This window comes from Azospira restricta (assembly GCF_016858125.1).
Taxonomy (GTDB): Bacteria; Pseudomonadota; Gammaproteobacteria; order Burkholderiales; family Rhodocyclaceae; genus Proximibacter; species Proximibacter restrictus.
Window position 1 is genome coordinate 1,402,440 of record NZ_CP064781.1, and the last position, 24,193, is coordinate 1,426,632.

Here is a 24,193-nt window from a genome sequence, read left to right on the forward strand (position 1 = left end):
GCGCATACTTTTTCCGTGTCCTGCCGCCGGGAAGCGCCGGCGGCACGGCCTACCCTCCATGTCTGGGAGCCGACGGCGATGCGGGCTCGGGTGCTGCGGTGGCTGCTGGGATGTCTTCTCCTCGCCGGGGCGGTCGCTGCACAGGCCGACCAGGCGGCGCCGGAGAGCGTCATCGATTTCCAGTTGCGCTGGCACCACCAGTTCCAGTTCGCCGGCTACTACGCTGCGCTGGAGAAAGGCTTCTACCGCGAGGAGGGGCTCGAGGTGCGGATCCATGCCGGCTCGCCGGGGCGGCAGCCGGTCAAGGAAGTGCTCGCCGGCCGCGCGCAGTACGCCGAGGGCAACAGCGAGATCCTCCATCAGCGCCTGCTCGGCCAGCCGCTGGTGGCGCTGGCGGCGATCTTCCAGCATTCGCCGTCGGTGCTGATCGCGCGCCGCGATTCCGGAATCGCGTCGGCGCACGACCTGATCGGCAAGCGGGTGATGCTGATGGACGGCAACGCCGACGCCGACTTCCTGACGATGCTGCTGAACGAGGGCATCTCGCCGTCGCAGGTCAACATCCTGCCGAGCAGCTACGACTTCAACGACCTGCTCAGCGGCAAGGTCGACGCGTTCAACTCCTACCTGACCAACGAGCCGTTCTACCTGCGTCAGCAGCAGGTGGACTTCACCGTGATCGATCCGCGCAGCTACCGCGTCGACTTCTACAGCGACGTGCTGTTTACGAGCGAGGCCGAGGTGCGCGACAACCCGGCGCGGGTCCAGGCCTTCCGCCGCGCGACGCTGAAGGGCTGGCGTTACGCGATGGAGCATCCGGCGGAAATCATCGATCTGCTGCTCGCCAAGTACGGCGTCAGCAAGTCGCGCGAACACCTGGAGTTCGAGGCGGCGGCGATGCGCAGCCTGATCCTGCCCGACCTGATCGAGATCGGCCACATGAATCCGGGGCGCTGGCAGCACATGGCCGACGCGTTCATCAAGGCCGGCCTGGTCAAATCGCAGGCGGCGCTGGCGGGTTTCGTCTACGACCCGCGGCCGCCGGCGGCGCCGGCCTGGGTGGTGCCGGTGCTGCTCGGCGCGCTGCTCGCGGTCGGCGCGGTGCTCTCCGTCGCCGGCTATTTCATCCGCGTCAACCGCCGCCTGCTGTCGGTCGACGCGCAGCTGCGTGAAGCCAACGAGCGGCTGGTCGCCAACCTCGCCGAGATCAGCGCATTGCACAAGCAGCTGCAGGAGCAGGCGGTGCACGACCCGCTGACCGGGCTCTACAACCGCCGCTACCTGGATGAGGTGCTCGAGCGCGAGCTGGCGCGCGCGGTGCGCGAAGGCTATCCGGTCAGCGTCGCGATGATCGACCTCGACCACTTCAAGGCGGTGAACGACACCTACGGCCACAAGGCCGGCGACCGCGTGCTGCAGGCGCTGGGCCGGCTGCTGCACGAGCAGGCGCGCGAGGGCGACGTGCCCTGCCGCTTCGGCGGCGAGGAATTCGTGCTGGTGCTGCCGCGGATGGCCGGGGACAATGCCCGCCGCCGCGCCGAACAGTGGCGCGAGGCCTTTGCCGCGCAGGCGACGCGGCACGGCGAGATCGAGATCCACTGCACGATGTCGGTCGGGCTCGCCACCTATCCGGGCGACGCGACCAGCGCCGAAGGCCTGCTCGCCGGTGCCGACCGCGCGCTGTACCGGGCCAAGGCCGGCGGCCGCAATCGCGTCGAGGCGGCCTGAGCAGCGACGCTCAGACCCAGTCGCGCGGCGGCAGGTATTTCTCGTACAGCTCGGCTTCCGGCGTGCCGGCCTCCGGCCGCCAGTCGTAGCGCCACTTCACCAGCGGCGGCAGCGACATCAGGATCGATTCGGTGCGCCCGCCGGACTGCAGGCCGAACAGCGTGCCGCGGTCCCAGACCAGGTTGAACTCGACGTAGCGGCCGCGGCGATAGGCCTGGAAGTCGCGCTCGCGCTCGCCATACGGTATGTCGCGGCGCTTCGCGAGGATCGGCAGGTAGGCTGTCGTGAACGCGTCGCCGACCGCCTGCGTCAGCGCGAAGCAGCGCTCGAAGCCGCCTTCGTTCAGGTCGTCGAAGAAGACGCCGCCGACACCGCGCGGCTCGTTGCGGTGCTTCAGGAAGAAGTACTCGTCGCACCATTGCTTGTACTTCGCATGCACGCCGGCGCCGAACGGCGCCAGCGCCGCCCGGCAGGTGGCATGGAAGTGGCGCACGTCCTCCTCGACCGCGTAATACGGCGTCAGGTCCATGCCGCCGCCGAACCACCAGACGTCGTCCTCGCCGTCCTTGCGGGCGACGAAGCAGCGGACGTTCATGTGCGCCGTCGGACAGTACGGATTCTCCGGGTGCAGCACCAGCGAGACGCCCATCGCCTCCCAGGCGCGGCCGGCGAGTTGCGGGCGCACGGCGGTGGCCGAGGCGGGCAGCGAGGTGCCGGTGACGTGCGAGAAATTGACGCCGCCGCGCTCGAAGAAGTTGCCCTGCTCGATCAGCCGCGAGACGCCGCCGCCGCCCTCCGGACGCTGCCAGGAATCGCTGCGGAAGGGCTGGCCGTCGACGGCCTCCAGTTCGGCGACGATGCGCGACTGCAGGCCGGTGAAGTAGTCCTTGAGGCGAGTGGTGTCGATCGACATTGCATCTCCGTGGGCAAAAAAACGGGCGGTCCGAAGCTTCCTTCGGCCGCCCTCGTCCGATTTGGTTCCGGTCTGGCGGGCGTTCGCGCGCTAGCCGCTCACCGCGCTACTGCACGGTGGCCAATATCCTTGCGGAACTGCATGCCGTCCCAGCTGATCGCGGCGGCCGCCTCGTAGGCGCGCTTCTGCGCGAGCTTGACGTTCTCGCCGAGCGCCGTGACGCAGAGCACGCGGCCGCCGCTGGTGACGACCTGGCCGTCCTTGTCGGCGGTGCCGGCGTGGAAGACGTGCGCGTCCTCGCCGAAGCTGTTGCCGGCCGGCAGCCCGAGGATGACGTCGCCCTTCTGCGGCGTGTCCGGATAGTTGGCGGCGGCGAGCACGACGCCGAGCGCGACGCGGCGGTCCCACTCGGCCTCGACCTGGTCGAGCGTGCCGGCGACGGCGTGTTCGAGCAGGTCGGCCAGGTTCGACTTCAGCCGCATCATGATCGGCTGCGTTTCCGGGTCGCCCATGCGGCAGTTGAACTCCAGCGTCTTGACGCTGCCGTCCTTGCCGATCATCAGGCCGGCGTAGAGGAAGCCGGTGTAGGGGATGCCGTCCTTCATCATGCCCTGCACCGTCGGCAGGATGATCTCGCGCATCGCCTTGCCGTGGATCTCCGGCGTGACGACCGGCGCCGGCGAGTAGGCGCCCATGCCGCCGGTGTTGGGGCCGGTGTCGCCGTCGCCGATGCGCTTGTGGTCCTGGCTGGACGCGAGCGCCAGCACGTTCTTGCCGTCGACCATGACGATGAAGCTGGCTTCCTCGCCGTCGAGGAACTCCTCGATGACGACGCGGGCGCCGGCGTCGCCCAGCTTGTTGCCGGCGAGCATGTCGTCGACGGCGGCGTGCGCTTCTGCCAGCGTCATGGCGACGACGACGCCCTTGCCGGCGGCCAGCCCGTCGGCCTTGATGACGATCGGCGCGCCCATGCGGTCGATGTAGGCGTGCGCGGCGGCGGTGTCGGAGAAGGTCTCGAAGGCCGCGGTCGGAATCTTGTGCCGGGCCATGAAGCGCTTGGCGAAGTCCTTCGACGATTCGAGCTGTGCCGCTTCCTTGGTCGGCCCGAAGATCTTCAGGCCGCGGGCGCGGAAGACGTTGACGACGCCGGCGGCGAGCGGGGCCTCCGGGCCGACGACGGTGAGATGCACGCCTTCCATCTCGGCGAAGTCGGCGAGCGCTGCCGGGTCGGTGATGTTGACGTTCTGCAGCTCGTGCTCGCGCGCCGTGCCGGCGTTGCCGGGGGCGACGAAGACCTTCTGCAGGCCGGGCGTCTTGGCCAGGCGCCAGGCCAGCGCGTGCTCGCGGCCGCCGGAACCGATGACGAGGAGTTTCATATGGCTTCTCTCAGATCAATGGCGGAAGTGGCGGGCGCCGGTGAAGACCATCGCCAGACCATGCTCGTCGGCCGCGGCAATGACTTCCTCGTCGCGCATCGAGCCGCCCGGCTGGATGACGGCGACGGCGCCGGCTTCGGCCAGCACGTCGACGCCGTCGCGGAACGGGAAGAAGGCGTCCGAGGCGACGACCGAGCCTTTCAGTTCGAGGCCGGCGTGCTGCGCCTTGATGCTGGCGATCTTGGTCGAATCGACGCGCGACATCTGGCCGGCGCCGACGCCCAGCGTCATGCCGCCGCCGCAGAAGACGATGGCGTTCGATTTCACGAACTTGGCGACGCGCTCGGCGAAGAGCAGATCCTCGATCTGCTGCGCGGTCGGCTGCTTCTTCGTCACCACCTTGAGGCCGGCGGCCTGCGCGGTGAAGTTGTCCGGCGTCTGCACCAGCAGGCCACCGCCGACGCGCTTCAGTTCGAGCTTGTTGAGGTCGCGACCGAGCGGCACGACCAGCACGCGCAGGTTCTGCTTGGAAGCGAGGGCGGCTTTGGCTTCGGCGCTGAAGGCCGGGGCGATCAGCACTTCGACGAAGTGCTTGCGCTCGTTCATGGCATTGACGACATCGAGGCCGACTTCGCCGTTGAAGGCGATGATGCCGCCGAAGGCCGAAGTCGAGTCGGTCTTGAAGGCCTTTTCGTAGGCGCCGAGCAGGTTCGCGTCGATGGCGACGCCGCACGGGTTGGCGTGCTTGATGATGACGCAGGCCGGGGCGTCGAAGGCCTTCACGCATTCCCACGCCGCATCGGCGTCGGCGATGTTGTTGTACGAGAGTTCCTTGCCCTGCAGCTGCGTGTAGGCGGCGATGCTGCCCGGCAGCGGCTGGGCGTCGCGGTAGAAGGCGGCGCTCTGGTGCGAGTTCTCGCCGTAGCGCAGGATCTCGGTGCGGTCGAAGGCGAGCTGCAGCTTGGCCGGGAAGATCGACGGTGTCGGTGCGGCCTCGGCCGGCTTGGCTTCGGCCCCGTCGTCGAGGCCGGTCAGCCAGTTGGCGATCATGCTGTCGTAGCGGGCGGTGTGCGTGAACGCCTTCTTCGCCAGGTTGAAGCGGGTGGCGAGCTGCAGGCCGCCGTCGTTCGCCTTCATTTCGGCGAGCAGCGGCGCGTAGTCGGTGGGGTCGGTGACGATGGCGACGCCGGCGTAGTTCTTCGCCGACGAGCGGACCATCGCCGGGCCGCCGATGTCGATGTTCTCGATCGCGTCTTCGAGCGTGACGCCGGCCTTGGCGATCGTCGCGGCGAACGGATAGAGGTTCACGCAGACGAGGTCGATGGTCGGGATGCCGTGCTGCTCGATCGTCGCCATGTGCTCGGCGAGGTCGCGGCGGGCGAGGATGCCGCCGTGCACCTTCGGGTGCAGCGTCTTGACGCGGCCGTCGAGCATTTCCGGGAAACCGGTGTAGTCGCCGATCTCGGTGACGGCGAGGCCGGCATCGCGCAGCATCTTGGCGGTGCCGCCGGTGGACAGCAGCTTGACGCCCTGGGCGGCGAGCCCCTGGGCGAAGTCGAGGACGCCGGTCTTGTCGGAGACGGAAAGGAGGGCTTGGCGGATTTTCATGGCGGGCATCAAAGCAGTTGGTATTCGGTGAGTTTCTTCCTGAGCGTGTTGCGGTTGATGCCGAGCATCTCCGCCGCCAGCGTCTGGTTGCCGCCGGCCTGCTGCAGGACCACTTCGAGCATGGGCTTCTCGACGTTCTTCAGCACCATGTCGTAGATCGCGGACGGCATCTCGCCGTCGAGGTCGCGAAAGTATTTTTCCAATGCGCCGGCGACGCACGCCGATATGTCGTTGTTACGGGCCATCGTGGCCTTCCCCTTTAGTTGTTGTTTGCTGCCGGCGCCGCTCAGGCAGCGAGCGCGTCGGGTGCTTCGTTGCTGCTGTCGCTCTCGGTGTAGCGAAGGTGCTCGCCCTGCTCGGCGAGGCTGAAAAAGAAATCGTTGACCGCCTGCCGCTGCAGCTCCAGCGTCGGCAGCTGGTTCATCGCGTGGCGGAAGGCGGCCGAGCCGACCAGACCCTTGGTGTACCAGGCGATGTGCTTGCGGGCGACGCGCACGCCGGTTTCGATGCCGTAGAAACTGTAGAGGTCCTCCAGGTGCGCGCCGAGGATGGCGTGGATCTCGTCGACGCGCGCCGGCGGCAGGTGCTCGCCGGTCTTCAGGAAATGCTCGATTTCGCGGAACAGCCACGGGCGGCCCTGTGCGGCGCGACCGATCATCACCGCGTCGGCACCGGTGTGGTCGAGCACCGCCTTCGCCTTCTCCGGCGAACCGATGTCGCCGTTGGCGATGATCGGGATGCGGGCTGCCGCCTTGACGGCGCGGATGGTGTCGTATTCGGCCTGCCCGGTGTACTGCTGGCAGCGCGTGCGGCCGTGGATCGCCAGCGCGCGGATGCCGGCGCCTTCGGCGATCTTCAGGATGGCGAGCGCGTTCCGGTTGTGGCTGTCCCAGCCGGTGCGGATCTTCAGCGTCACCGGCGTGTCCGGCACCGCCTGCACGACGGCGTCGAGGATCTGCTTGACCAGCGGTTCGTCGCGCAGCAGCGCCGAGCCGGCCATCACGTTGCACACCTTCTTCGCCGGGCAGCCCATGTTGATGTCGATGATCTGCGCGCCGTTGGCGACGTTGTGGCGCGCCGCGTCGGCCATCATCTGCGGGTCGGCGCCGGCGATCTGCACCGACACCGGCTCGACCTCGCCGGCATGGTTGGCGCGGCGGATCGTCTTCGCGCTGCCGTAGAGCAGCGAATTCGAGGTGACCATCTCGGACACCGCGAGGCCGGCGCCGAGCGTCTTGCACAGCTGGCGGAACGGCCGGTCGGTGACGCCCGCCATGGGCGCGACGAAGAGGTTGTTGCGGAGCGTGAAACCGCAGAATTCCATGGCGGAAACGAGGGGTCGGGCTGGGGAAGGCGCGGATTGTACCGCAACTGCTGCCTAAAAAATAGTCAGCTCGGCGTGCCGGCGGGGCTTCAGATTCCTTGTTTGCTGCCGTAATGATTCCTATGGTGGATGTGGTCGTCGACGAGGAATCTTATGCAGGCCGTTGAGGCAGGACCGGGGAATGGCGACGAAGGCGGCGGCGATGCGCCGAGCCGCTTCGTGTTGCCGCGCCGCACCTTCCTGCTGGCGCTGATCGGCATCGTCGCGCTGCTGGCGCTGCTGATCGCCGGTGGGGTCGCGTTCTACGCGCAAGGCAAGGCACAGGCCGCCGCGCAGGCCGCGGCACAGGAGAAGGCGCGGGCCGCACGCGCGCAGGCGGCGGCGCACGACGCGGACAACCTGGCGAAGCTGGAGGCGGCGCGGCAGGCGCACCGGGAAATCCTGGAAACCGGGCGCCTGGCGCCGCCGGTCGCGCCGGCGCCGCCCGCGCCGCAACCGGCCGTCGAGGCCGTGTCGCCGGCGGCGGCTGTGCCGGTCGCCGGCGCGGCGGCAGCGCCGCCGGCCGCAGCGAAGATCGCCGAGAAAAAGCCGGCGCCGGCGCAGCGGGAGGAGGCGTCCGTGATCGTTCCCGGCCCCGGCGGCGGCTGCGCGGTCAGCGGCAGCAATCCGCAGGACTACGGGCAGGCACTCGGCCGCTGCCTGGAGGAATTCAACCGGCTGGAGGGGCGCCGCTAGCGGCGCGGGCGTTCAACGGCGCTCGTAGCGCACGAAGGCGAAGCCGATGCCGCCGGCGCTGACGTGCGCCTCGCGCGCGGTTTCGCGCCATTGGTCTGCGGGAAAGTCGGGGAACCAGGCGTCGCCCTCGTGGCGGCCGTCGACTTCCGTCAGGTACATGCGCTGCGCGAGCGGCAGCGCCTGCCGGTAGAGTTCGGCCCCGCCGATGACGAAGGCTTCCTCCGCGTCCGCGCACAGCGCCAGCGCGGCTTCCAGCGAGGTCGCCAGTTCGCCGCCGTCGGCCCGGTAGCCGGCGTTGCGGCTGACCACGATGTTGCGCCGGCCGGGCAGCGGCCGGCCCAGCGATTCCCAGGTCTTGCGCCCCATGATCACCGGCTTGCCGAGTGTGGTCGTCTTGAAGTGGCGCAGGTCTTCCGGCAGGTGCCAGGGCAGCGCGTTGTCGCGCCCGATCAGGCGCTCGCGGTCCATCGCCGCGATCAGCGAGAGGATGGTCATGCCGGACTCCGGTGGCGGCGCAGCCAGGCGGCGAGCCCGGCAGTCGAGGGGTCGGTGGCGACCGCTGCGCCGGACTCGATTGCCGGCAGCAGGCGGGCGGCGAGCTGCTTGCCGAGTTCGACGCCCCACTGGTCGAAGGGGTTGATGCCCCAGATCGCCGCCTGCGCGCAGACCTTGTGCTCGTAGGCGGCGACCAGCTGGCCGAGGGTGAACGGCGTCAGCCGCGGCAGCAGCAGCGTCGACGACGGCTGGTTGCCGGGGCAGGCGCGCAGCGGGTCGCCGTTGTCGCTGCCGAAGGCCAGCGCCTCGGCCTGCGCCAGGCAGTTGGCGAGCAGTTTCTCGTGGTGGCCGGCGAGCGGATAGTCGCTGGCGGCGCAGGCGATGAAGTCGCTCGGGATCAGCCAGCCGCCCTGGTGCAGCAGCTGGAAGTAGGCGTGCTGCGTATTGCTGCCGGCGCCGCCCCAGACCACCGGCGCGGTGTGCACGCCGACCGGCGTGCCGTCCGGGCGCCGCGATTTGCCGTTCGATTCCATGTCCAGCTGCTGCAGGTACTCCGGCAGCCAGCGCAGTGACTGCGTGTAGGGCGAGATCGACAGATTCCAGGCGCCGAGGAAGTCGATGTTCCAGATGCCGAGCAGCGCCATCAGCAGCGGCAGGTTACGTTCGGTCGGCGCGTCGCGGAAGTGGCGGTCCATGCGCTCGGCGCCGGCGAGCATCTGCTCGAAGCCGTCCATGCCGATCGCCAGCGCCAGCGGCAGGCCGACCGGCGACCACAGCGAGAAGCGGCCGCCGACCCAGTCGCGGAATTCGAACAGCTTGCCGGGGGCGACGCCGAAGCGCAGCGCCTCGCCGGCGTTGGCGGTGACTGCGGCGAACTGCTGCGCCATCGCCGCATCGGCGGCGTCGCCGGAGGCGGTCAGCAGCCAGTCGCGGGCGCTCTTCGCGTTGGCGAGCGTTTCCAGCGTCGTGAAGGTCTTGCTGGCGACGATGAACAGCGTGCTGCGCGGGTCGAGGTTCTCCAGCACCGGCGCCAGGTCGGCGGCGTCGAGGTTGGAGACGTAGTGGATGCGCAGCGCCGGGTGGGCGAACGCGGCCAGCGCCGCGGTCGCCATGCGCGGCCCGAGGTCGGAGCCGCCGATGCCGATGTTGACGACGGCGCGGATCGGCTCGCCGGAATAGCCGCGCAGTCGCCCGCTGCGCACCGCGTCGCAGAAGTCGCGCATGCGCTGGCGGCTGTCTCGGACCGCCGGCATCACGTCCTCGCCGGCCGGCGTCACCAGCGACGCGGCGCTGCTGCGCAGCGCGGTGTGCAGCGCGGCGCGGCCCTCGCTGCCGTTCACCGCGTCGCCGGCGAACATGCGCGCGATCCAGCCGCGCACGTCGGCTTCCGTCGCCAGATCGGCGAGCAGGGCGATGGTCTGCGCGTCGATGCGCTGCTTCGAGTAGTCGAAGAGCAGGCCGTCGGTTTCGAGCGAGAAGCGCGCGAAGCGTTCCCGGTCTTCGGCGAACAGGTCGCGCAGGTGTTTCGGGCGCAGCGTCGCCGCGTGTCGGGTGAGCGCCTGCCAGGCGGGCGTGTCGGCGATGCTCCGGGTCATGGGCTAGACGGCGACGGGCGCCGGGATGTGGGGCTGCGGGTCGTAGCCTTCGAGCGTGAAGTCCTCGAAGCGGAAGGCGAAGATGTCCTTGACCTCGGGGTTCAGCCGCATCGTCGGCAGCGGCCGCGGCGCGCGCGTCAGCTGCAGCTTCGCCTGCTCCAGATGGTTGCTGTACAGGTGTGCGTCCCCGAGCGTGTGCACGAAGTCGCCTGGCCGGTAGCCGCAGACCTGCGCCAGCATCAGCGTCAAGAGCGCATAGGAGGCGATGTTGAACGGCACGCCGAGGAAGATGTCGGCGCTGCGCTGGTAGAGCTGGCAGGAGAGGCGGCCGTCGGCGACGTAGAACTGGAACAACGCGTGGCACGGCGGCAGCGCCATGTGCTCGACGTCGCCGGGATTCCAGGCGCTGACCAGGTGTCGGCGCGAGTCCGGGTTCTTCTTCAGGCCCTCGACCAGCTGCACGATCTGGTCGATCTCGCGGCCGTCGGCGGTCTGCCAGTGCCGCCACTGGTGGCCGTAGACCGGGCCGAGGTCGCCGTTGGCGTCGGCCCACTCGTCCCAGATGCGGACGCCGTTGTCCTGCAGGTACTTGATGTTGGTATCGCCGGCGAGGAACCACAGCAGTTCGTGGATGATCGAACGGAGGTGCAGCTTCTTCGTCGTCAGCAGCGGGAAGCCGTCCTCGAGGTTGAAGCGCATCTGCCAGCCGAACACCGAGCGCGTGCCGGTGCCGGTGCGGTCGGTCTTGGCATTGCCGTGCGTCAGCACGTGCTGCATCAGGTCGAGATATTGCTGCATGGGGATTGCTTGGGTCGGTGTGAGAATCGAACGGGCATTCTAATTGAATTCGGCGAATTCGGCGGCGGCCGCCAACCCGGCCGCGGCCATGAATATTGAATAACGGGCTTGCCCGGGGGCGCTTCCGCTCGCTAGACTTGGCGGCTTAACGACAAGGTCGGCCGGACCGGGCGGCGACTGCGGAGGGGGCTCAGCATGATTCTCAATCTATTCTCGTCGCGGCCGGATCATCCGCTGGCCGACGCCAAGGAGGTAAAGCGGGTTCTCGCCGAACTGCCGCCGGATAACGCCTTCAAGGCGGTCGACGAGATTGCCGGCTGGCTGGAGTCGCTGGCGAACGCCGAGGACTTCCGCGTCGACCTGCTGTTCGATGTCGCCCGCCAGCTCGACGACGCCGTGCAACCGCACCTGAAGCGGCTGGCGCGCGACTACTTCGGCACGCCGCGGCTGTCGCGCGCCGAGGAGAAGCGCCTGTGGTCGGCCAATTTCGGCTACTGGGGACTGCTCGCCGCGGTCTGCGAGCGCTGCCTGACGGCGCTGGCGGACAAGGGTAGCGGCGACAAAGGCGGCGAAAAGGGTGCCGAGGCGCTGCGCGGTGCGCTGCCGCTGGTCGCCGCGCGCACCATCGCCGCGCTCGGGCAGCAGGTGAAATGGATGGAGTTCCGCTACGGCCCGATCGAAGCCAACCTCTGGCACCGGCTCGGCCGTGCCTACCTGATCGCCGAGGCCGGCAAGGTCGCGCAGAAGCCGCTGCAGCTCTATCCCAATGTGCCCGGGTCGACCACCGTCGCCGGCGAATACCTGCATGTGCTGGCTTTCCATGCCTCGTCGATGGACAGCCTGTTGCCGCTCGAAATCGAGCTGGCCGATCGCCTGATCGCGCATTTCCAGTCCGGCTTCGCGTTCTCGCCCGATGGACACGAGCAGGGCGTCTACTGGGTCGACGCCGCCAAGGCGCAACCGCCGATGCGCATGGCCAAGGTGCCGTCGGCGATGACGCCGACGCTGCGCTTCTTCTCCCCGGGCGCGGTGCCCAAGGCGCTCGACGAGCTGATCCGTCACGTCGAGCGCGGCGAGGTGCCGACCGACCTGCATCTCGGCGGGCAGTACCAGGCGAAGACGGTGCTGCCGGTGCTGCGCCACCTGGCGCTGTACTGGGCGCCGCAGCCGCCGCAGCGCGAACACCCGCGGCACAACGTGAAGACGCGGCTGGCCGTGCTGCACGGCTTCGACGACAGCTTCACGGTCTTTGCCGGCGAGGTCGCCCGCGTCGGCAAGGAGCGTGCGGCGGAGAGCTGGGTGGTCGAGAACGTCAGCCTCGGCGGCTTCGGCGCCGCGGTCGACAACCTGCGCGGCGACTGGCTGAAGGTCGGCTCGCTGATCAGCATGCAGCCGGAGGGCGGCGACAACTGGGTGCTCGGTATCGTCCGCCGCTTCTCGCGCGACAGCGAGACGCAGGCTGGCGTCGGCATCCAGACGCTGGCGCGGCAGGCGACCGCGATCGAGCTGCGGCCGCGTTCGGCGACCTATTCGGTGGGCAGCGGCGTGCCCGGCATCCGCCTGCCGGAGGATCGCGCGCCGGGCGAGGTGCGGCTGGTGCTGCCGCACGCCACCTTCGACATCCGCGAGAGCCTGGAGTACGCCAGCGGCGACAAGCGCTACCTGCTGACGCCGATCGAGCTGATCGAGAGCGGTGCCGACTTCGAGATCGCCCGCTACCGCGAGCTGGTCGAGTCCTGACTACTTCGCGCGGATCGCCGACTTCGGCCGGAAGGCCTTGACCACCGTTTCGTCGGTGTCGATGTAGGGTCCGCCGATCAGGTCGAGGCAGTAGGGCACGGCGGCGAAGATGCCCGGCACCTTCGGCTGGCCGTCGGCGTCCTTCAGCCCCTCCAGCGTTTCCTGGATAGCCTTCGGCTGTCCCGGCAGGTTGAGGATCAGCGCCTGCTTGCGGATCACGCCGACCTGGCGCGACAGGATCGCGGTCGGCACGAAGGCGAGGCTGATCTGCCGCATCTGCTCGCCGAAGCCCGGCATCACCCGGTCGGCGACGGCGAGCGTGGCTTCCGGCGTGACGTCGCGCGGCGCCGGGCCGGTACCGCCGGTGGTCAGCACCAGATGGCAGCCGACCGTATCGACCAGCTCGATCAGCGTGCTTTCGATGACTGCCTGCTCGTCCGGGATCAGCCGCGTCTCCATCCGCCACGGCGAGCTCAGTGCGCGGCCGAACCAGTCGCGCAGCGCCGGGATGCCCTTGTCTTCGTAGACGCCCTGCGAGGCGCGGTCGCTGATCGAGACCAGGCCGATCAGCAGGGTTTGCGTGGCCGCGTCAGTCGCTGTCATGGTCGTCTCCGGAGGCGCCGCTGGCGGCATCCTTGCCCGCGTCGAGCGCCTTCAGTTCCTGGAAGATCGCGCGGTAGCTGCGCGGCGGCTTCTGCCCTTCCTGCTCCTTCAGCGCGCTGCGGCGCAGCGCGCGCAGGTGCTGCAGGTCGGCGCCGGGGAAGGCCGCGACGATCTCGGCGAGCGTCTGCTCGTCTGCCATCAGCCGCGTGCGCAGGCGCTCGATGCGGTGCATGCGCGCCACTTCCGTCGCCGATTCGCCGCGCAGGTTGGCGAGCGCGGCGCGGATCGGTTCCGGGTCGAGGTCGCGCATCAGCTTGCCGACGTATTGCAGCTGGCGCCGCTTCGCGCCGTGGCTGTTCATCCGCTGCGCTTCCTGCAGCGCATCGCGCAGGTGCTCGGGGATGTCGATCCGCTTCAGGCTGTCGGCGGGCAGCCCCGCCAGTTCCTCGCCGAGTTCCTGCAGCGCTTCCATCTGCTGCTTCTTGCGGGTTTTCGACAGGGGTTCGCGGTCGTCGGCGGTGGACATGGCGTGCTTCGGGGTGGGCTGGGGCGGGCTGCTATGATAGCGGCTTTCCCGCCAATCCCGAACGCCAGGACTGCCGACCATGCCGCGTGCCGCCAAGCCTTCCCGCTTCAGCTACCGTTTCGAGACCCTGCAGCAACTGGCTGCCGACGCGCTTGCCTACGCCCGCCAGCACGGGGCGTCGGCCTGCGACGTGGACGTCTCGGAAGGTTTCGGCCAGTCGGTGACGGTGCGCCGCGGCGAGGTCGAGACGATCGAGTACAACCGCGACAAGGGCGTCGGCGTCACCGTCTTCCTCGGCCAGCGCAAGGGCTACGCCAGCACCTCGGATTTCTCGCCGGCGGCGCTGCGGGAAACGGTGGATGCCGCGCTCAACATCGCCCGCTTCACCGCCGAGGACGCCTGCGCCGGGCTCGCCGAGAAGGAGCTGCTGGCGACGGCGATTCCCGACCTCGACCTCTACCATCCGTGGGACCTGCCGGTCGAGGCGGCGATCAATCTCGCCCGCCGCTGCGAGGATGCGGCCTTCGCCGTCAGCCCGCTGGTCACCAACTCGGAAGGGGCCAGCGTGTCGACGCAGGAGGCGCAGTTCGTCGCCGCCAACAGCCTCGGTTTCATGGCCGGCTACCCGACCTCGCGCCACTACGTCGCCTGTTCGGTGATCGCCGGCGAGGGCGACGCGATGCAGCGCGACGACTGGTACTCGACCGCGCGCAGCGGCGCCGCGTTGGCGGTGCCGGAGGCGATCGGCGACTACGCCGCGCGGCGCGCGCTCGCGCGCCTCGGCGCGAAGAAGATCCGCACCTGCAAGGTGCCGGTGCTGTTCGAGGCGCCGCTGGCGGCGAGCCTGATCGGCAGCTTCGTGCACGCAGTCAGCGGCGGCGCGCTCTACCGCAAGTCTTCCTTCCTGCTCGACAGCCTCGGCCAGCAGCTCTTCCCGGCGCACGTGTCGATCGCCGAGCGCCCGCACCTGCCGCGCGGACTGGCCTCCGCCGCCTTCGACAACGACGGCGTCGCCACCCGCGAGCGCGAGGTGGTCGCCGACGGCGTGCTGCAGGGCTATTTCCTCAGCGTCTATACCGCGCGCAAGCTCGGGCTGACGACCACCGGCAACGCCGGCGGCTGCCACAACCTGATCGTCCGCCCCGGCGCCGACGACCTCGCCGGCCTGATCCGCCGCATGGGCCGCGGCGTCCTCGTCACCGAACTGCTCGGCCACGGCATCAACTACGTCACCGGCGACTACTCGCGCGGCGCCGCCGGCTACTGGGTCGAGAACGGCGAGATCCGGCACCCGGTCGAGGAGATCACCATCGCCGGCAACCTGCGCGACATGTTCCGCAACCTTGTCGCGGTCGGCAACGACGTCGTCTGCCGCGGCTCCAAACAGGTCGGCTCGCTCCTCGTCGACGGCATGAAGGTCGCCGGCAACTGAGCCGGTCTTCCTTCTCCGCCCCTCCCGCAGCCCCTCGTCCGAATCCCGTCGCCCCCTGAAACAGGGGGCTCCGGGGACGGGGTTCACTTGTTGGCAAAAAGTTGTATGATGACCCGGTTTTCGGCTCAGATTGAATGGGAGGCGGTTTTGGCCGGAATCTCCCCCGATAGTGCGGAAACGCTTGCGCGGTGAGCTTTTCACGCGGAATGTTCCGTATTGTGAAAAGAGTTACGATGCCGTCGCTGTGGCTATAATCGACTCGCTGTTTTTTGTTCAACTTGGAGGAGACAACTCTATGGAACGTCGTTCCTTTCTGAAAAAAGCAGGTGCAGGTCTCGCCGTTGGCGCCGTCGCCATGCCGGCGATCGCGCAGAGCGCGCCGACCGTCAAGTGGCGTCTCGCGTCCAGCTTCCCGAAGAGCCTGGATACCATCTACGGCGGCGCCGAGACCTTCGCCAAGCGCGTGGCCGAAGCCACCGGCGGCAAGTTCCAGATCCAGGTCTTCGCCGGCGGCGAAATCGTCCCCGGCCTGCAGGTGCTGGACGCCACCAAGGACGGTACCGTCGAGTGCTGCCACACCGCCTCCTACTATTTCGTCGGTAAGGATCCCACATTCGCCTTCGACTGCGCGCTGCCGTTCGGCCTGACCAACCGCCAGCTCGACGCCTGGTACCGCCACGGCAACGGCCTCAAGCTGATGCGCGAGTTCTTCGCCACCTACAACGTCCACAACCTGCCTTGCGGCAACACCGGCGTCCAGATGGGCGGCTGGTATCGCAAGGAAATCAAGACGGTCAAGGACATGGAAGGCCTGAAGATGCGTATCGGCGGCTTCGCCGGCCAGGTCATCTCCAAGCTGGGCGCCGTGCCGCAGCAGATCGCCGGCGGCGACATCTACCCGGCGCTGGAAAAGGGCACCATCGACGCCGCTGAATGGGTCGGCCCGTACGACGACCAGAAGCTCGGCTTCAACAAGGTCGCCAAGTTCTACTACTACCCCGGCTGGTGGGAAGGTGGTCCGCAGCTGTCGGTGCTGGTCAACAAGAAGGCGTGGGACGCGCTGCCGAAGGAATACCAGGCGATTCTCGAAATCGCCGCGGCCGACGCCCACGTCGAGATGATGGCCGAGTACGATGCGAAGAACCCGACCGCGCTCAAGCAACTGATCGCCGGCGGCGCGCAGCTGCGCCCGTTCCCGAAGGACGTCATGGACGCCTGCTACAAGGCCGCCCAGGAGCTCTACGCCGAGACCTCGGCGAAGAACGCGACCTTCAAGAAGGTCTACGACGACATGAAGAAGTTCCAGGCCGATCAGGTCCTCTGGGGCCGCATCGCCGAGGGCACGTACCACAACTTCATGGCCAGCGTGCGCTGACCTGACACCCCGGCAAAAAGCAACGGGCGCTTCGGCGCCCGTTTTTTTTTTTTGTTCGGCGCCGGCGGTGCCAGCCCGCCCGGCGACCGGTTACGGGCATTGCAGAAGGCTGGCGGCGGCGCGTCGCGACGAGTGCCGGTGGGCGGTGCTGGCATCCGCGGAAAGGCGACGCGTCGGGAGGGTAAGTTCCGGCCGCAGTGCCGTCGCCGTGGCGGGCATCTGTCGCCGCGCTGGTTTCGTGGCGCGCGGACCTCTGGGGATTGCCGGCGTCGGGCCTTTCCGGTGGCCTTGCGGCGACGTCGTTGCCGGGTGCCGACGGCGGGCCTGGCCGCGCCGGGCGGTTTTGCTGGGGGCCTCAAAAAAAAACGGGAGCCGCGCAGGCTCCCGTTGGGTGTGGCAGGCGCCTTACTTCTTCGCCGCCTCGGCTTCCTTCTTCATCGCGTCGAGGAAGGCCTTGTTCGGGTCTTCTTCCTGCGGCGCGGCCGATTGGCTGTCGCCGCCGATCGGCGGCGGTGGCGCGTAGTCGCTCGCCGGCGCGTCGATCTTGATCGTGTCCAGATCGACCGCCGCGGCCTTGTCCAGCCCGCCGGTGACCATCTGCGGGAAGGCGATGACCAGGCCGACCATGATGATCTGGATGACGACGAACGGTACGGCGCCCCAGTAAATCTGCATCGTCGTCACCGGGTCGGTCTTCTGCCCGGTAACCTTGTCGACGTACTCCTTCGCCGGGGCGACCGACCGCAGATAGAACAGCGCGAAGCCGAAGGGCGGGTGCATGAACGACGTCTGCATGTTGACCGCCAGCAGCACGCCGAACCAGATCAGGTCGATGCCCAGCTTGTCGGCGGCAGGGGCCAGCAGCGGTACGACGATGAAGGCCAGTTCGAAGAAGTCGAGGAAGAACGCGAGCAGGAAGATCATCACGTTGACCACGATCAGGAAGCCGAGCTCGCCGCCGGGCAGGTCGAGCAGCAGCTCTTCCACCCACTTGTGGCCGTCGACGCCGTAGAAGGTCAGCGAGAAGACGCGCGCGCCGAGCAGGATGAAGACGACGAAAGTGGTCAGCTTCAAGGTCGAGTTCATCGCCTGCTGCATCAGCCCGACGTTCAGGCGCTTGCGCGACATGGCCATCACCAGCGCGCCGGCGGCGCCCATCGCGCCGCCTTCGGTCGGCGTTGCGACACCGAGGAAGATCGTGCCCAGCACGAGGAAGATCAGCGCCAGCGGCGGGATCAGCACGAAGGTCGCCTTCTCTGCCATCGCCGAGAGCAGGCCGATCTTGAACAGCTTGTTGATCACAGCAGCGGCAAAGGCGACGCCGATGCCGACCATCATCGCCAGCACGATCGTTTCGTCGAGCGCGGTTTCGGCCGGCAGCGTCTTGGCGAAGGCGACGGCGGCCGCGACCGAGACCGCGGTCAGTACCAGCAGCGACGCCGCGCCGGACTTGCCGCTCGGCTCGCGGAAGCTGCGCGCCTCCGCCGGCAGCGCCGGACACATCTTCGGCTTGGCCAGCGCCACCAGGACGATGTAGCCGACGTAGAGGCCGGTCAGCACGAAGCCGGGGATGAAGGCGCCCTTGTACATGTCGCCGACCGAGCGGCCGAGCTGGTCGGCCATGATGATCAGCACCAGCGACGGCGGGATGATCTGCGCCAGCGTGCCGGAGGCGGCGATGACGCCGGAGGCGAGTCGCCGGTCGTACCCGTAGCGCAGCATGATCGGCAGTGAGATCAGGCCCATCGAGATCACCGAAGCGGCAACGACGCCGGTGGTCGCGGCGAGCAGCGCACCGACGAAGATCACTGCGAAGGCGAGGCCGCCGCGGATCGGTCCGAACAGCTGTCCGATCGTGTCGAGCAGGTCTTCGGCCATTCCCGAGCGTTCGAGGATCAGGCCCATGAAGGTGAAGAACGGGATCGCCAGCAGTGTGTCGTTGTTCATCACGCCGAAGATGCGCTCGGGCATGGCGCCGAACAACGAGGGTTGCAGCAGGCCGAGCTCGATGCCGATCAGGCCGAAGAAGATGCCGTTGGCGGCCAGCGCGAAGGCGACCGGGTAGCCGACCAGCAGGAAGAGAACCATGGCGGCGAACATGATCGGCGCCATGTTGTGGATCAGGAATTCGGTCATCTCAGCTCTCCCCGCGCATTTTCTTGATTTCTTCGATCAGGTTTTCTTCCGCGGTCGGGAAGTCGTGCTTCTCGGTCGGATCGGGGATGCGGCCCATCAGGAAGGCGAGGCGCTTGATCAGCTCCGAGAAACCCTGCAGCGTCAGCAGCGAGAAACCGATCGGCAGCAAGGCCTTGACCGGCCACAGGATCAGGCCACCGGCGTTCACCGACATCTCGCCGCTCTGGTACGAGTGCAGCGCGAACGGAACCGACAGCCAGAGGATCATGAAGCACATCGGCAGCAGGAAGAACAGCGTGCCGAAGACTTCGATCCAGGTCTGCGTGCGCTTGGAGAAGCGGCCGCTGACGACGTCGATGCGGACGTGCTCGTTGTGCAGCAGCGTGTACGCCGCGCCGAAAAGGAAGACGCCGGCGAACAGGTACCACTGGATTTCGAGGAAGGCGTTCGAGCTGTAGTTGAAGGCCTTGCGCACGATCGCGTTGAGCGTGCTGATGACTACGGCGGCAAGAATGAGCCACATGGCCCCCCTGCCGAGTTTCTCGTTCATCGCGTCGATGAGGCGCGACAAGCTGAGTAATACATTCACGGGCTGTCCCTCCAAGTATGGCGATAAAATCCCGGTCTTCTGGTACCGGTTTGGCAGAAATGTTATCCGGCTTGTGGCCTGATAACCTGAACTGATGATAACACGAAAGTTGTCAGACGACCTGACGTGCTTCTGACTAGGTGCTTATTTTTGCACGGATTCATTTATCCGCATTGCTTTCCATAATGCGAAAACAGAGGGCTGCGGCATGGCAATCACGCGATTCTGCTTCGTTCGGCACGGCGAAACGCCGTGGAATGCCGAACGGCGCATCCAGGGGCATACCGACGTCGGTCTCGACGATGAGGGCTTGCACCAGGCCGAACTGGCCGGCCGCTGGCTGGCGGCCGCGCCGTCGCCGCCGACCGTGCTCTACAGCAGCGACCTCTTGCGCGCCCGGCAGACCGCCGAGCGCCTCGCCGCGGCGCTCGGCCTGCCGCTGCAGCTGGCGCCGGAGCTGCGCGAGCGGCGCTACGGGGTCTTCGAGGGCCTGACCTACGACGAGGCGAAGCGGCGTTTTCCCGACGATTACCGGGCTTTCGAGCATCGCGAACCGGATTACGCCTTCCCGCAGGGCGGGGAAAGCCTGCGTACGCTGTTCGCGCGCGTCACCGGGCGGATCGAGGCGATGCGGGTCGCGCACCCCGGTGCCACCGTCGCGGTGGTCACCCACGGCGGCGTGCTCGACATCATCAACCGCTTCGTGCGCGCCAATCCGCTGCAGCTGCCGCGCGACTTCCATATCCCCAACACCGGGCTGAACTGGGTGGTTGCGGCGGCGGACGGCTGGCGTATCGAGTCCTGGGCGGAGACCCGCCACCTCGACCACGGCGCACTCGACGAGCTCGATCTGGCGTGAGCCGTTTGCCGCTCTGCAGCATGGTATAATTCGCCCCTTTTTCAATGGTTTGAGAGGCCACGATGTTTTCCGCGAAAGACACCCTGAGCAAAGTCGATCCCGAACTGTGGGGCGCGATCGAAGAAGAGAACCGCCGCCAGGAAGAGCACATCGAGCTGATCGCCTCGGAAAACTACGTCAGCCATGCGGTGATGCAGGCGCAGGGCTCGCAGCTGACCAACAAGTACGCCGAGGGCTATCCCGGCAAGCGCTACTACGGCGGCTGCGAATTCGTCGACAAGGCCGAGCAGCTGGCCATCGACCGCCTGAAGAAGCTGTTCGGCGCCGACTGCGCCAACGTCCAGCCGAACTCCGGCTCGCAGGCCAACCAGGCGGTGCTGATGGCCTTCGCCAAGCCGGGCGACACGATCATGGGCATGAGCCTCGCCGAGGGCGGCCACCTGACGCACGGCATGCCGCTCAACATGTCCGGCAAGTGGTTCAACGTCGTCGCCTACGGCCTCGACGCCAACGAAGCCATCGATTACGACAAGATGGAAGCGCTCGCCCGCGAGCACAAGCCGAAGATCATCGTCGCCGGCGCCTCGGCCTACGCGCTGCGCATCGACTTCGAGCGCTTCGCCAAGGTGGCGAAGGAAGTCGGCGCCGTCTTCTGGGTCGACATGGCGCACTACGCCGGACTGATCGCCGCCGGCTTCTACCCGAACCCGGTGCCGCACGCCGACGTCGTCACCTCGACCACGCACAAGACGCTGCGCGGCCCGCGCGGCGGCATCATCCTGATGAAGGCCGAGCACGAGAAGGCGATCAACTCGGCGATCTTCCCCGGCCTGCAGGGCGGCCCGCTGATGCACGTGATCGCCGCCAAGGCGGTGGCCTTCAAGGAAGCGGCGACGCCGGAGTTCAAGAACTACCAGGAACAGGTGATCAACAATGCCCGCGTGATGGCGCGCGTGCTCGGCGAGGAGCGCGGCCTGCGCGTCGTCTCCGGCCGCACCGAGAGCCACGTCTTCCTGCTCGACCTGCGTGCCAAGAACATCACCGGCAAGGATGCCGAGGCGGCGCTCGGTCGTGCGCACATCACGGTGAACAAGAACGGCATCCCGAACGATCCGCAGAAGCCCTTCGTCACCTCCGGCATCCGCATCGGCTCGCCGGCGATGACCACGCGCGGCTTCACCGAGATCGAGGCCGAGCGCATCGCGCACCTGGTCGCCGACGTGCTCGACGCGCCGCACGACGAGGCGGTGCTCGCCCGCGTGCGCGAGGAGGTCGCCGCACTGTGCCGGAAATTCCCGGTGTACGGAGCATGAAAATGCCGTACTTGCCCGCACGTCGTTGTGCCCGCCTTGCCGTAGCAGTTCTACTGTCTACGGTGGGCGCGCCTAGTTCGGGCGGCGTACAGCACTTTCATCGGAGTTAGAAATGAAATGCCCGTTCTGCGGCGCCGAGGAAACCACCGTCGTTGATACCCGCATCAACGACGATGGCGACATCGTCCGTCGCCGCCGTCGCTGCCTGACCTGCGACAAGCGCTTCACCACCTACGAGCGGGCCGAGATCCGGCTGCCGCAGGTGGTGAAGAAGAACGGCTCGCGCGTCGACTACGACCGCGAGAAGCTCGCCGCCAGCTTCTGGCTGGCGCTGAGGAAGCGCCCGGCGACGACCGAGGCGGTCGAGGGCGCGATCGCGCGCATCGAGGAGAAGCTGCTCGCGCTCGGCGAGCGCGAGATCCCGTCGGAGAAGCTCGGCGAGATGGTGATGCGCGAGCTGAAGAAGATCGACAAGGTCGCCTACATCCGCTTCGCTTCCGTCTATCGCGACTTCGAGGACGTCGACGACTTCTCCGACGTGATCCGCGAAGTGTCGACCAAGCCGGCGGCCCGCCGGCGCTAGCCTTCCCCCGATGTTCAGCGCCGCCGATCACGACTTCATGGCGCGCGCGCTGCGGCTGGCCGAGCGCGGCCTCTACACCACCTCCCCCAATCCCCGCGTCGGCTGCGTGCTGGTCCGGGACGGCGCCGTCGTCGGCGAGGGCTGGCATGCGCGTGCCGGCGAGGCGCACGCCGAGGTGCATGCGCTGCAGGCGGCCGGCGCCGCCGCCCGTGGCGCGACCGCCTACGTCACGCTCGAACCCTGCAATCACCACGGCCGCACGCCGCCCTGCGTCGACGCGCTGCTTGCCGCCGGCGTCGGCCGCGTCGTCGCGGCGATGGCCGACCCGAATCCGCTGGTCGCCGGCCAGGGCCTGGCGCGGCTGCACGCCGCCGGCGTCGTCACCGAGCACGGGCTGCTCGAACACGAGGCGCGCGAACTCAATATCGGCTTCGTCGCGCGCATGACCCGTGGCCGTCCCTGGCTGCGGCTGAAGGCCGCCGCCAGCCTCGACGGCAAGACCGCGCTGGCGAACGGCGAGAGCCAGTGGATCACCGGTGCCGAGGCGCGCCGCGACGGTCACCGCTGGCGCGCCCGAGCCTGTGCGATCCTGACGGGGGTCGGCACGGTCCGCGACGACGATCCGCAGCTCACCGTGCGCGACGTCGAGACGACGCGGCAGCCGCTGCGCGTCGTCGTCGACAGCCGGCTGGAGACGCCGCCGACGGCGCGCATCCTCGACGGCGGGCCGCTGCTGGTGATCGGCGCCGTCGCCGATGCTGCGCGCGCCGGGGCGCTCGCCGCGCGCGGTGCCGAGGTGCTGCTGCTGCCGAACGCCGCCGGCAAGGTCGATCTGTCGGCGGCGCTCGCCGAGCTGGCGCGCCGCGGCATCAACGAGGTGCACGCCGAGGCCGGCGCACGCCTGAACGGTTCGCTGTTGCGGGAGGGCCTGGTCGACGAACTGCTGCTCTACCTGGCGCCGTGCCTGGTCGGTGACGCCGCGCGCGGGCTGTTCGACCTGCCGGCGTTGGCCGCGCTCGCCGACAGGCGCCAGCTGCAGTGGCGCGACCTGCGCCCGGTCGGCGCCGACCTTCGCCTCATTGCCCGCTTTGCCGAGTAGCCGGCGCGAGGCGCCGGGTTCGCCGCGGCGGCGGCGTTGAATCAGCGCGGCGTTGCCCGGCAGGCCGGGGCGGCCGCCGGCGATTCGCGTCCGGCGTCCCGCACGGGTTCGTCGGCGCCGCCTGCGGTGCCGCAGACCGCGCAGCCCGGGTCGCGGCCGAACTTCACGCTGCGCCATTCCATCGTCAGCCCGTCGAGCAGCAGCAGCCGGCCGACCGCCGGTTCGCCGCAGCCGGCCAGCAGCTTCAGCGCCTCGGCCGCCTGCATCGCGCCGATGATGCCGGTCAGCGGCGCGAAGACGCCCATCACCGCGCAGCGCACCTCCTCGACGTCCTCGCCTTCCGGAAACAGGCAGTGGTAGCACGGCGAGCCGTCGCGGCGCGGATCGAACACCGACAGCTGGCCGTCGAAACGGATCGCCGCGCCCGAGACCAGGGGCTTGCGGTGGCGTACGCAGGCACGGTTGACGGCATGCCGGGTGGCGAAGTTGTCGCAGCAGTCGAGCACCACGTCGGCAGCGGCGACCGCGGCGTCGAGCGCGGCGCCGGCGAGGCGTGCGGTGACGGCGTCCACGCGTACCTCGGGGTTGATCAGGCCGAGCGCGGTGCGGCCGGAGACGGCCTTCTGCTCGCCGACGCGCTCCTGCGTGTGCAGGATCTGCCGCTGCAGGTTGGTCAGGTCCACCGTGTCGCCGTCGGCCAGCGTGATCCGGCCGACGCCGGCCGAGGCGAGGTAGAGCGCGGCCGGCGAGCCGAGGCCGCCGGCGCCGATCACCAGCGCGTGCGCGCCGACGATGCGCTGCTGGCCTTCGATACCGATCTGGTCGAGCAGCAGGTGACGGGAATAGCGGAGGAGTTGCTGGTCGTTCATCGCGAATGGCGCGCCGCCGGCAGCGGACGCGCGGCCTGCGGCGGGGCGGCGGGAGGTGGGCGGCGGCTTACTTGTATTCCCGCCACTCCGGCGGCGTGTCGTCGTGGTCGCCGTGGGGGTGCTGTTCCCAGGCGTGCACGTAGGCCTCGTCGGAGCGCTTGAGGCGGTATTCCGGCGCTTCCAGGTTGTGCAGCTGCGTTTCCTCGACGTAGTGGATCAGCGCCCGGGTCAGCTTGGAGAGCAGCGTGTTGTCGAGGTGGAAGCCCTTCTCGACCAGCTCCTCCTCGAGGTCGCCGAGCGTGTAGCGGGTCAGCTCGTAGCCGACGGCGACGGCGCGCTTCTCGACGTGCGGCACGACTTCCAGCTCCTCTTTGGCGGCGAGGTGGTCGCTGGCCTCGGGAACCTGTCCCGGGGGAAATTTGGCAAACAGGATTTCCCGCTGCTTGTGCAGCCAGGGGTCCTTCTTCGCGGCGCTGTGCGGTGCCATTTTTCCCCTC

Annotated in this window: 23 protein-coding genes; 9 read left to right on the plus strand and 14 right to left on the minus strand. The window is 68.4% G+C overall.

The annotated features are described in order from the left end of the window. Positions 1-90: 90 nt before the first annotated feature. Positions 91-1,728, plus strand: a complete 1,638-nt coding sequence (locus IWH25_RS06860) for a GGDEF domain-containing protein (RefSeq protein WP_203388579.1) — start codon at positions 91-93, stop codon at positions 1,726-1,728. Between the two features lie 10 nt (positions 1,729-1,738). On the opposite strand, the gene hemF is transcribed toward IWH25_RS06860, so the two are convergent. From hemF to dusB, 5 genes are all read right to left on the minus strand, one after another. After that, positions 1,739-2,641: an oxygen-dependent coproporphyrinogen oxidase gene (gene hemF, locus IWH25_RS06865; RefSeq protein ID WP_338022728.1), complete on the minus strand. Its 903-nt coding sequence runs from the start codon at positions 2,639-2,641 to the stop codon at positions 1,739-1,741. Between the two features lie 98 nt (positions 2,642-2,739). Continuing rightward, positions 2,740-4,017, minus strand: coding sequence for a phosphoribosylamine--glycine ligase (purD, locus tag IWH25_RS06870; protein ID WP_203388580.1), 1,278 nt, complete (start codon positions 4,015-4,017; stop codon positions 2,740-2,742). A gap of 15 nt (positions 4,018-4,032) precedes the next feature. After that, entirely contained in the window at positions 4,033-5,625 is a 1,593-nt protein-coding gene (gene purH / locus IWH25_RS06875) for a bifunctional phosphoribosylaminoimidazolecarboxamide formyltransferase/IMP cyclohydrolase (protein ID WP_203388581.1), read from the minus strand. 8 nt (positions 5,626-5,633) lie between these two features. Continuing rightward, positions 5,634-5,870, minus strand: coding sequence for a Fis family transcriptional regulator (locus tag IWH25_RS06880; RefSeq protein ID WP_203388582.1), 237 nt, complete (start codon positions 5,868-5,870; stop codon positions 5,634-5,636). A gap of 41 nt (positions 5,871-5,911) precedes the next feature. Continuing rightward, positions 5,912-6,949, minus strand: coding sequence for a tRNA dihydrouridine synthase DusB (gene dusB / locus IWH25_RS06885; RefSeq protein WP_203388583.1), 1,038 nt, complete (start codon positions 6,947-6,949; stop codon positions 5,912-5,914). Positions 6,950-7,102: 153 nt separating this feature from the next. On the opposite strand from dusB, the gene IWH25_RS06890 reads away from it, so the two are divergent. Then, positions 7,103-7,684 (plus strand): hypothetical protein, encoded by a 582-nt coding sequence (locus IWH25_RS06890; protein ID WP_203388584.1) that lies wholly within the window; start codon positions 7,103-7,105, stop codon positions 7,682-7,684. A gap of 12 nt (positions 7,685-7,696) precedes the next feature. On the opposite strand, the gene folA is transcribed toward IWH25_RS06890, so the two are convergent. From folA to IWH25_RS06905, 3 genes are read right to left on the minus strand one after another with little or no spacing between them, the layout of a single operon-like run. Further along, positions 7,697-8,179 carry a type 3 dihydrofolate reductase gene (gene folA / locus IWH25_RS06895; RefSeq protein WP_203388585.1) on the minus strand — a complete coding sequence of 161 codons (483 nt, stop codon included), beginning with the start codon at positions 8,177-8,179 and terminating at the stop codon, positions 7,697-7,699. Then, the gene (gene pgi / locus IWH25_RS06900; protein ID WP_203388586.1) at positions 8,176-9,774 is read right to left on the minus strand and encodes a glucose-6-phosphate isomerase; all 1,599 of its coding nucleotides are present in this window, start codon (positions 9,772-9,774) and stop codon (positions 8,176-8,178) included. The genes folA and pgi overlap by 4 nt, the downstream gene beginning before the upstream one ends. 3 nt (positions 9,775-9,777) lie before the next feature. Then, positions 9,778-10,572, minus strand: coding sequence for a thymidylate synthase (locus tag IWH25_RS06905; protein WP_203388587.1), 795 nt, complete (start codon positions 10,570-10,572; stop codon positions 9,778-9,780). Between the two features lie 195 nt (positions 10,573-10,767). Here IWH25_RS06905 and IWH25_RS06910 point away from each other — a divergent pair, with 195 nt between their 5' ends. Next, positions 10,768-12,312 (plus strand): hypothetical protein, encoded by a 1,545-nt coding sequence (locus tag IWH25_RS06910; protein WP_203388588.1) that lies wholly within the window; start codon positions 10,768-10,770, stop codon positions 12,310-12,312. Here the strand turns inward: IWH25_RS06910 and mog are convergent, their stop codons facing one another. Together mog and yjgA are read right to left on the minus strand one after the other, a co-directional pair. Next, positions 12,313-12,915, minus strand: a complete 603-nt coding sequence (gene mog, locus IWH25_RS06915; RefSeq protein ID WP_203388589.1) for a molybdopterin adenylyltransferase — start codon at positions 12,913-12,915, stop codon at positions 12,313-12,315. Further along, a complete protein-coding gene (gene yjgA, locus IWH25_RS06920) occupies positions 12,902-13,441 on the minus strand; it encodes a ribosome biogenesis factor YjgA (protein WP_203388590.1) in 540 nt (179 codons plus the stop codon). The genes mog and yjgA overlap by 14 nt, the downstream gene beginning before the upstream one ends. A 79-nt stretch (positions 13,442-13,520) precedes the next feature. Between yjgA and pmbA the strand changes: the two genes are divergently transcribed. Then, on the plus strand, positions 13,521-14,873 hold the full coding sequence (pmbA, locus tag IWH25_RS06925) for a metalloprotease PmbA (RefSeq protein WP_203388591.1): 1,353 nt from the start codon (positions 13,521-13,523) through the stop codon (positions 14,871-14,873). A gap of 295 nt (positions 14,874-15,168) precedes the next feature. Next, the gene (locus IWH25_RS06930) at positions 15,169-16,248 is read left to right on the plus strand and encodes a TRAP transporter substrate-binding protein (RefSeq protein WP_203388592.1); all 1,080 of its coding nucleotides are present in this window, start codon (positions 15,169-15,171) and stop codon (positions 16,246-16,248) included. A gap of 405 nt (positions 16,249-16,653) precedes the next feature. Here the strand turns inward: IWH25_RS06930 and IWH25_RS06935 are convergent, their stop codons facing one another. Together IWH25_RS06935 and IWH25_RS06940 are read right to left on the minus strand one after the other, a co-directional pair. Next, the gene (locus IWH25_RS06935; protein WP_203388593.1) at positions 16,654-18,384 is read right to left on the minus strand and encodes a TRAP transporter large permease; all 1,731 of its coding nucleotides are present in this window, start codon (positions 18,382-18,384) and stop codon (positions 16,654-16,656) included. Between the two features lies 1 nt (position 18,385). Beyond that, positions 18,386-18,973, minus strand: a complete 588-nt coding sequence (locus tag IWH25_RS06940) for a TRAP transporter small permease subunit (protein ID WP_203388594.1) — start codon at positions 18,971-18,973, stop codon at positions 18,386-18,388. Between the two features lie 208 nt (positions 18,974-19,181). Between IWH25_RS06940 and IWH25_RS06945 the strand changes: the two genes are divergently transcribed. The 4 genes from IWH25_RS06945 to ribD all read left to right on the plus strand — a co-directional run bounded on the left by IWH25_RS06945 (position 19,182) and on the right by ribD (position 22,827). Further along, entirely contained in the window at positions 19,182-19,832 is a 651-nt protein-coding gene (locus IWH25_RS06945; RefSeq protein WP_203388595.1) for a histidine phosphatase family protein, read from the plus strand. Positions 19,833-19,894: 62 nt separating this feature from the next. After that, positions 19,895-21,145 carry a serine hydroxymethyltransferase gene (gene glyA / locus IWH25_RS06950; protein ID WP_203388596.1) on the plus strand — a complete coding sequence of 417 codons (1,251 nt, stop codon included), beginning with the start codon at positions 19,895-19,897 and terminating at the stop codon, positions 21,143-21,145. A gap of 112 nt (positions 21,146-21,257) precedes the next feature. Further along, a complete protein-coding gene (gene nrdR, locus IWH25_RS06955; RefSeq protein ID WP_203388597.1) occupies positions 21,258-21,728 on the plus strand; it encodes a transcriptional regulator NrdR in 471 nt (156 codons plus the stop codon). A gap of 10 nt (positions 21,729-21,738) precedes the next feature. Continuing rightward, complete coding sequence (gene ribD / locus IWH25_RS06960; protein WP_238999026.1) at positions 21,739-22,827, plus strand: bifunctional diaminohydroxyphosphoribosylaminopyrimidine deaminase/5-amino-6-(5-phosphoribosylamino)uracil reductase RibD; 1,089 nt, start codon at positions 21,739-21,741, stop codon at positions 22,825-22,827. Positions 22,828-22,868: 41 nt separating this feature from the next. Here the strand turns inward: ribD and IWH25_RS06965 are convergent, their stop codons facing one another. Together IWH25_RS06965 and IWH25_RS06970 are read right to left on the minus strand one after the other, a co-directional pair. Then, positions 22,869-23,696, minus strand: a complete 828-nt coding sequence (locus IWH25_RS06965; protein ID WP_203388598.1) for a HesA/MoeB/ThiF family protein — start codon at positions 23,694-23,696, stop codon at positions 22,869-22,871. Positions 23,697-23,763: 67 nt separating this feature from the next. After that, entirely contained in the window at positions 23,764-24,183 is a 420-nt protein-coding gene (locus IWH25_RS06970) for a hypothetical protein (RefSeq protein ID WP_203388599.1), read from the minus strand. Positions 24,184-24,193: the final 10 nt, after the last annotated feature.

What these genes read in the sequence shown, in the direction of transcription:
- hemF (WP_338022728.1), bottom strand. Translation starts at nt 2,641, where the DNA reads ATGTCGATCGACACCACTCGCCTCAAGGACTACTTCACCGGCCTGCAG.
- purD (WP_203388580.1), bottom strand. Translation starts at nt 4,017, where the DNA reads ATGAAACTCCTCGTCATCGGTTCCGGCGGCCGCGAGCACGCGCTGGCC.
- purH (WP_203388581.1), bottom strand. Translation starts at nt 5,625, where the DNA reads ATGAAAATCCGCCAAGCCCTCCTTTCCGTCTCCGACAAGACCGGCGTC.
- IWH25_RS06880 (WP_203388582.1), bottom strand. Translation starts at nt 5,870, where the DNA reads ATGGCCCGTAACAACGACATATCGGCGTGCGTCGCCGGCGCATTGGAA.
- dusB (WP_203388583.1), bottom strand. Translation starts at nt 6,949, where the DNA reads ATGGAATTCTGCGGTTTCACGCTCCGCAACAACCTCTTCGTCGCGCCC.
- IWH25_RS06890 (WP_203388584.1), top strand. Translation starts at nt 7,103, where the DNA reads ATGCAGGCCGTTGAGGCAGGACCGGGGAATGGCGACGAAGGCGGCGGC.
- folA (WP_203388585.1), bottom strand. Translation starts at nt 8,179, where the DNA reads ATGACCATCCTCTCGCTGATCGCGGCGATGGACCGCGAGCGCCTGATC.
- pgi (WP_203388586.1), bottom strand. Translation starts at nt 9,774, where the DNA reads ATGACCCGGAGCATCGCCGACACGCCCGCCTGGCAGGCGCTCACCCGA.
- IWH25_RS06905 (WP_203388587.1), bottom strand. Translation starts at nt 10,572, where the DNA reads ATGCAGCAATATCTCGACCTGATGCAGCACGTGCTGACGCACGGCAAT.
- IWH25_RS06910 (WP_203388588.1), top strand. Translation starts at nt 10,768, where the DNA reads ATGATTCTCAATCTATTCTCGTCGCGGCCGGATCATCCGCTGGCCGAC.
- mog (WP_203388589.1), bottom strand. Translation starts at nt 12,915, where the DNA reads ATGACAGCGACTGACGCGGCCACGCAAACCCTGCTGATCGGCCTGGTC.
- yjgA (WP_203388590.1), bottom strand. Translation starts at nt 13,441, where the DNA reads ATGTCCACCGCCGACGACCGCGAACCCCTGTCGAAAACCCGCAAGAAG.
- pmbA (WP_203388591.1), top strand. Translation starts at nt 13,521, where the DNA reads ATGCCGCGTGCCGCCAAGCCTTCCCGCTTCAGCTACCGTTTCGAGACC.
- IWH25_RS06930 (WP_203388592.1), top strand. Translation starts at nt 15,169, where the DNA reads ATGGAACGTCGTTCCTTTCTGAAAAAAGCAGGTGCAGGTCTCGCCGTT.
- IWH25_RS06935 (WP_203388593.1), bottom strand. Translation starts at nt 18,384, where the DNA reads ATGACCGAATTCCTGATCCACAACATGGCGCCGATCATGTTCGCCGCC.
- IWH25_RS06945 (WP_203388595.1), top strand. Translation starts at nt 19,182, where the DNA reads ATGGCAATCACGCGATTCTGCTTCGTTCGGCACGGCGAAACGCCGTGG.
- glyA (WP_203388596.1), top strand. Translation starts at nt 19,895, where the DNA reads ATGTTTTCCGCGAAAGACACCCTGAGCAAAGTCGATCCCGAACTGTGG.
- nrdR (WP_203388597.1), top strand. Translation starts at nt 21,258, where the DNA reads ATGAAATGCCCGTTCTGCGGCGCCGAGGAAACCACCGTCGTTGATACC.
- ribD (WP_238999026.1), top strand. Translation starts at nt 21,739, where the DNA reads ATGTTCAGCGCCGCCGATCACGACTTCATGGCGCGCGCGCTGCGGCTG.
- IWH25_RS06965 (WP_203388598.1), bottom strand. Translation starts at nt 23,696, where the DNA reads ATGAACGACCAGCAACTCCTCCGCTATTCCCGTCACCTGCTGCTCGAC.
- IWH25_RS06970 (WP_203388599.1), bottom strand. Translation starts at nt 24,183, where the DNA reads ATGGCACCGCACAGCGCCGCGAAGAAGGACCCCTGGCTGCACAAGCAG.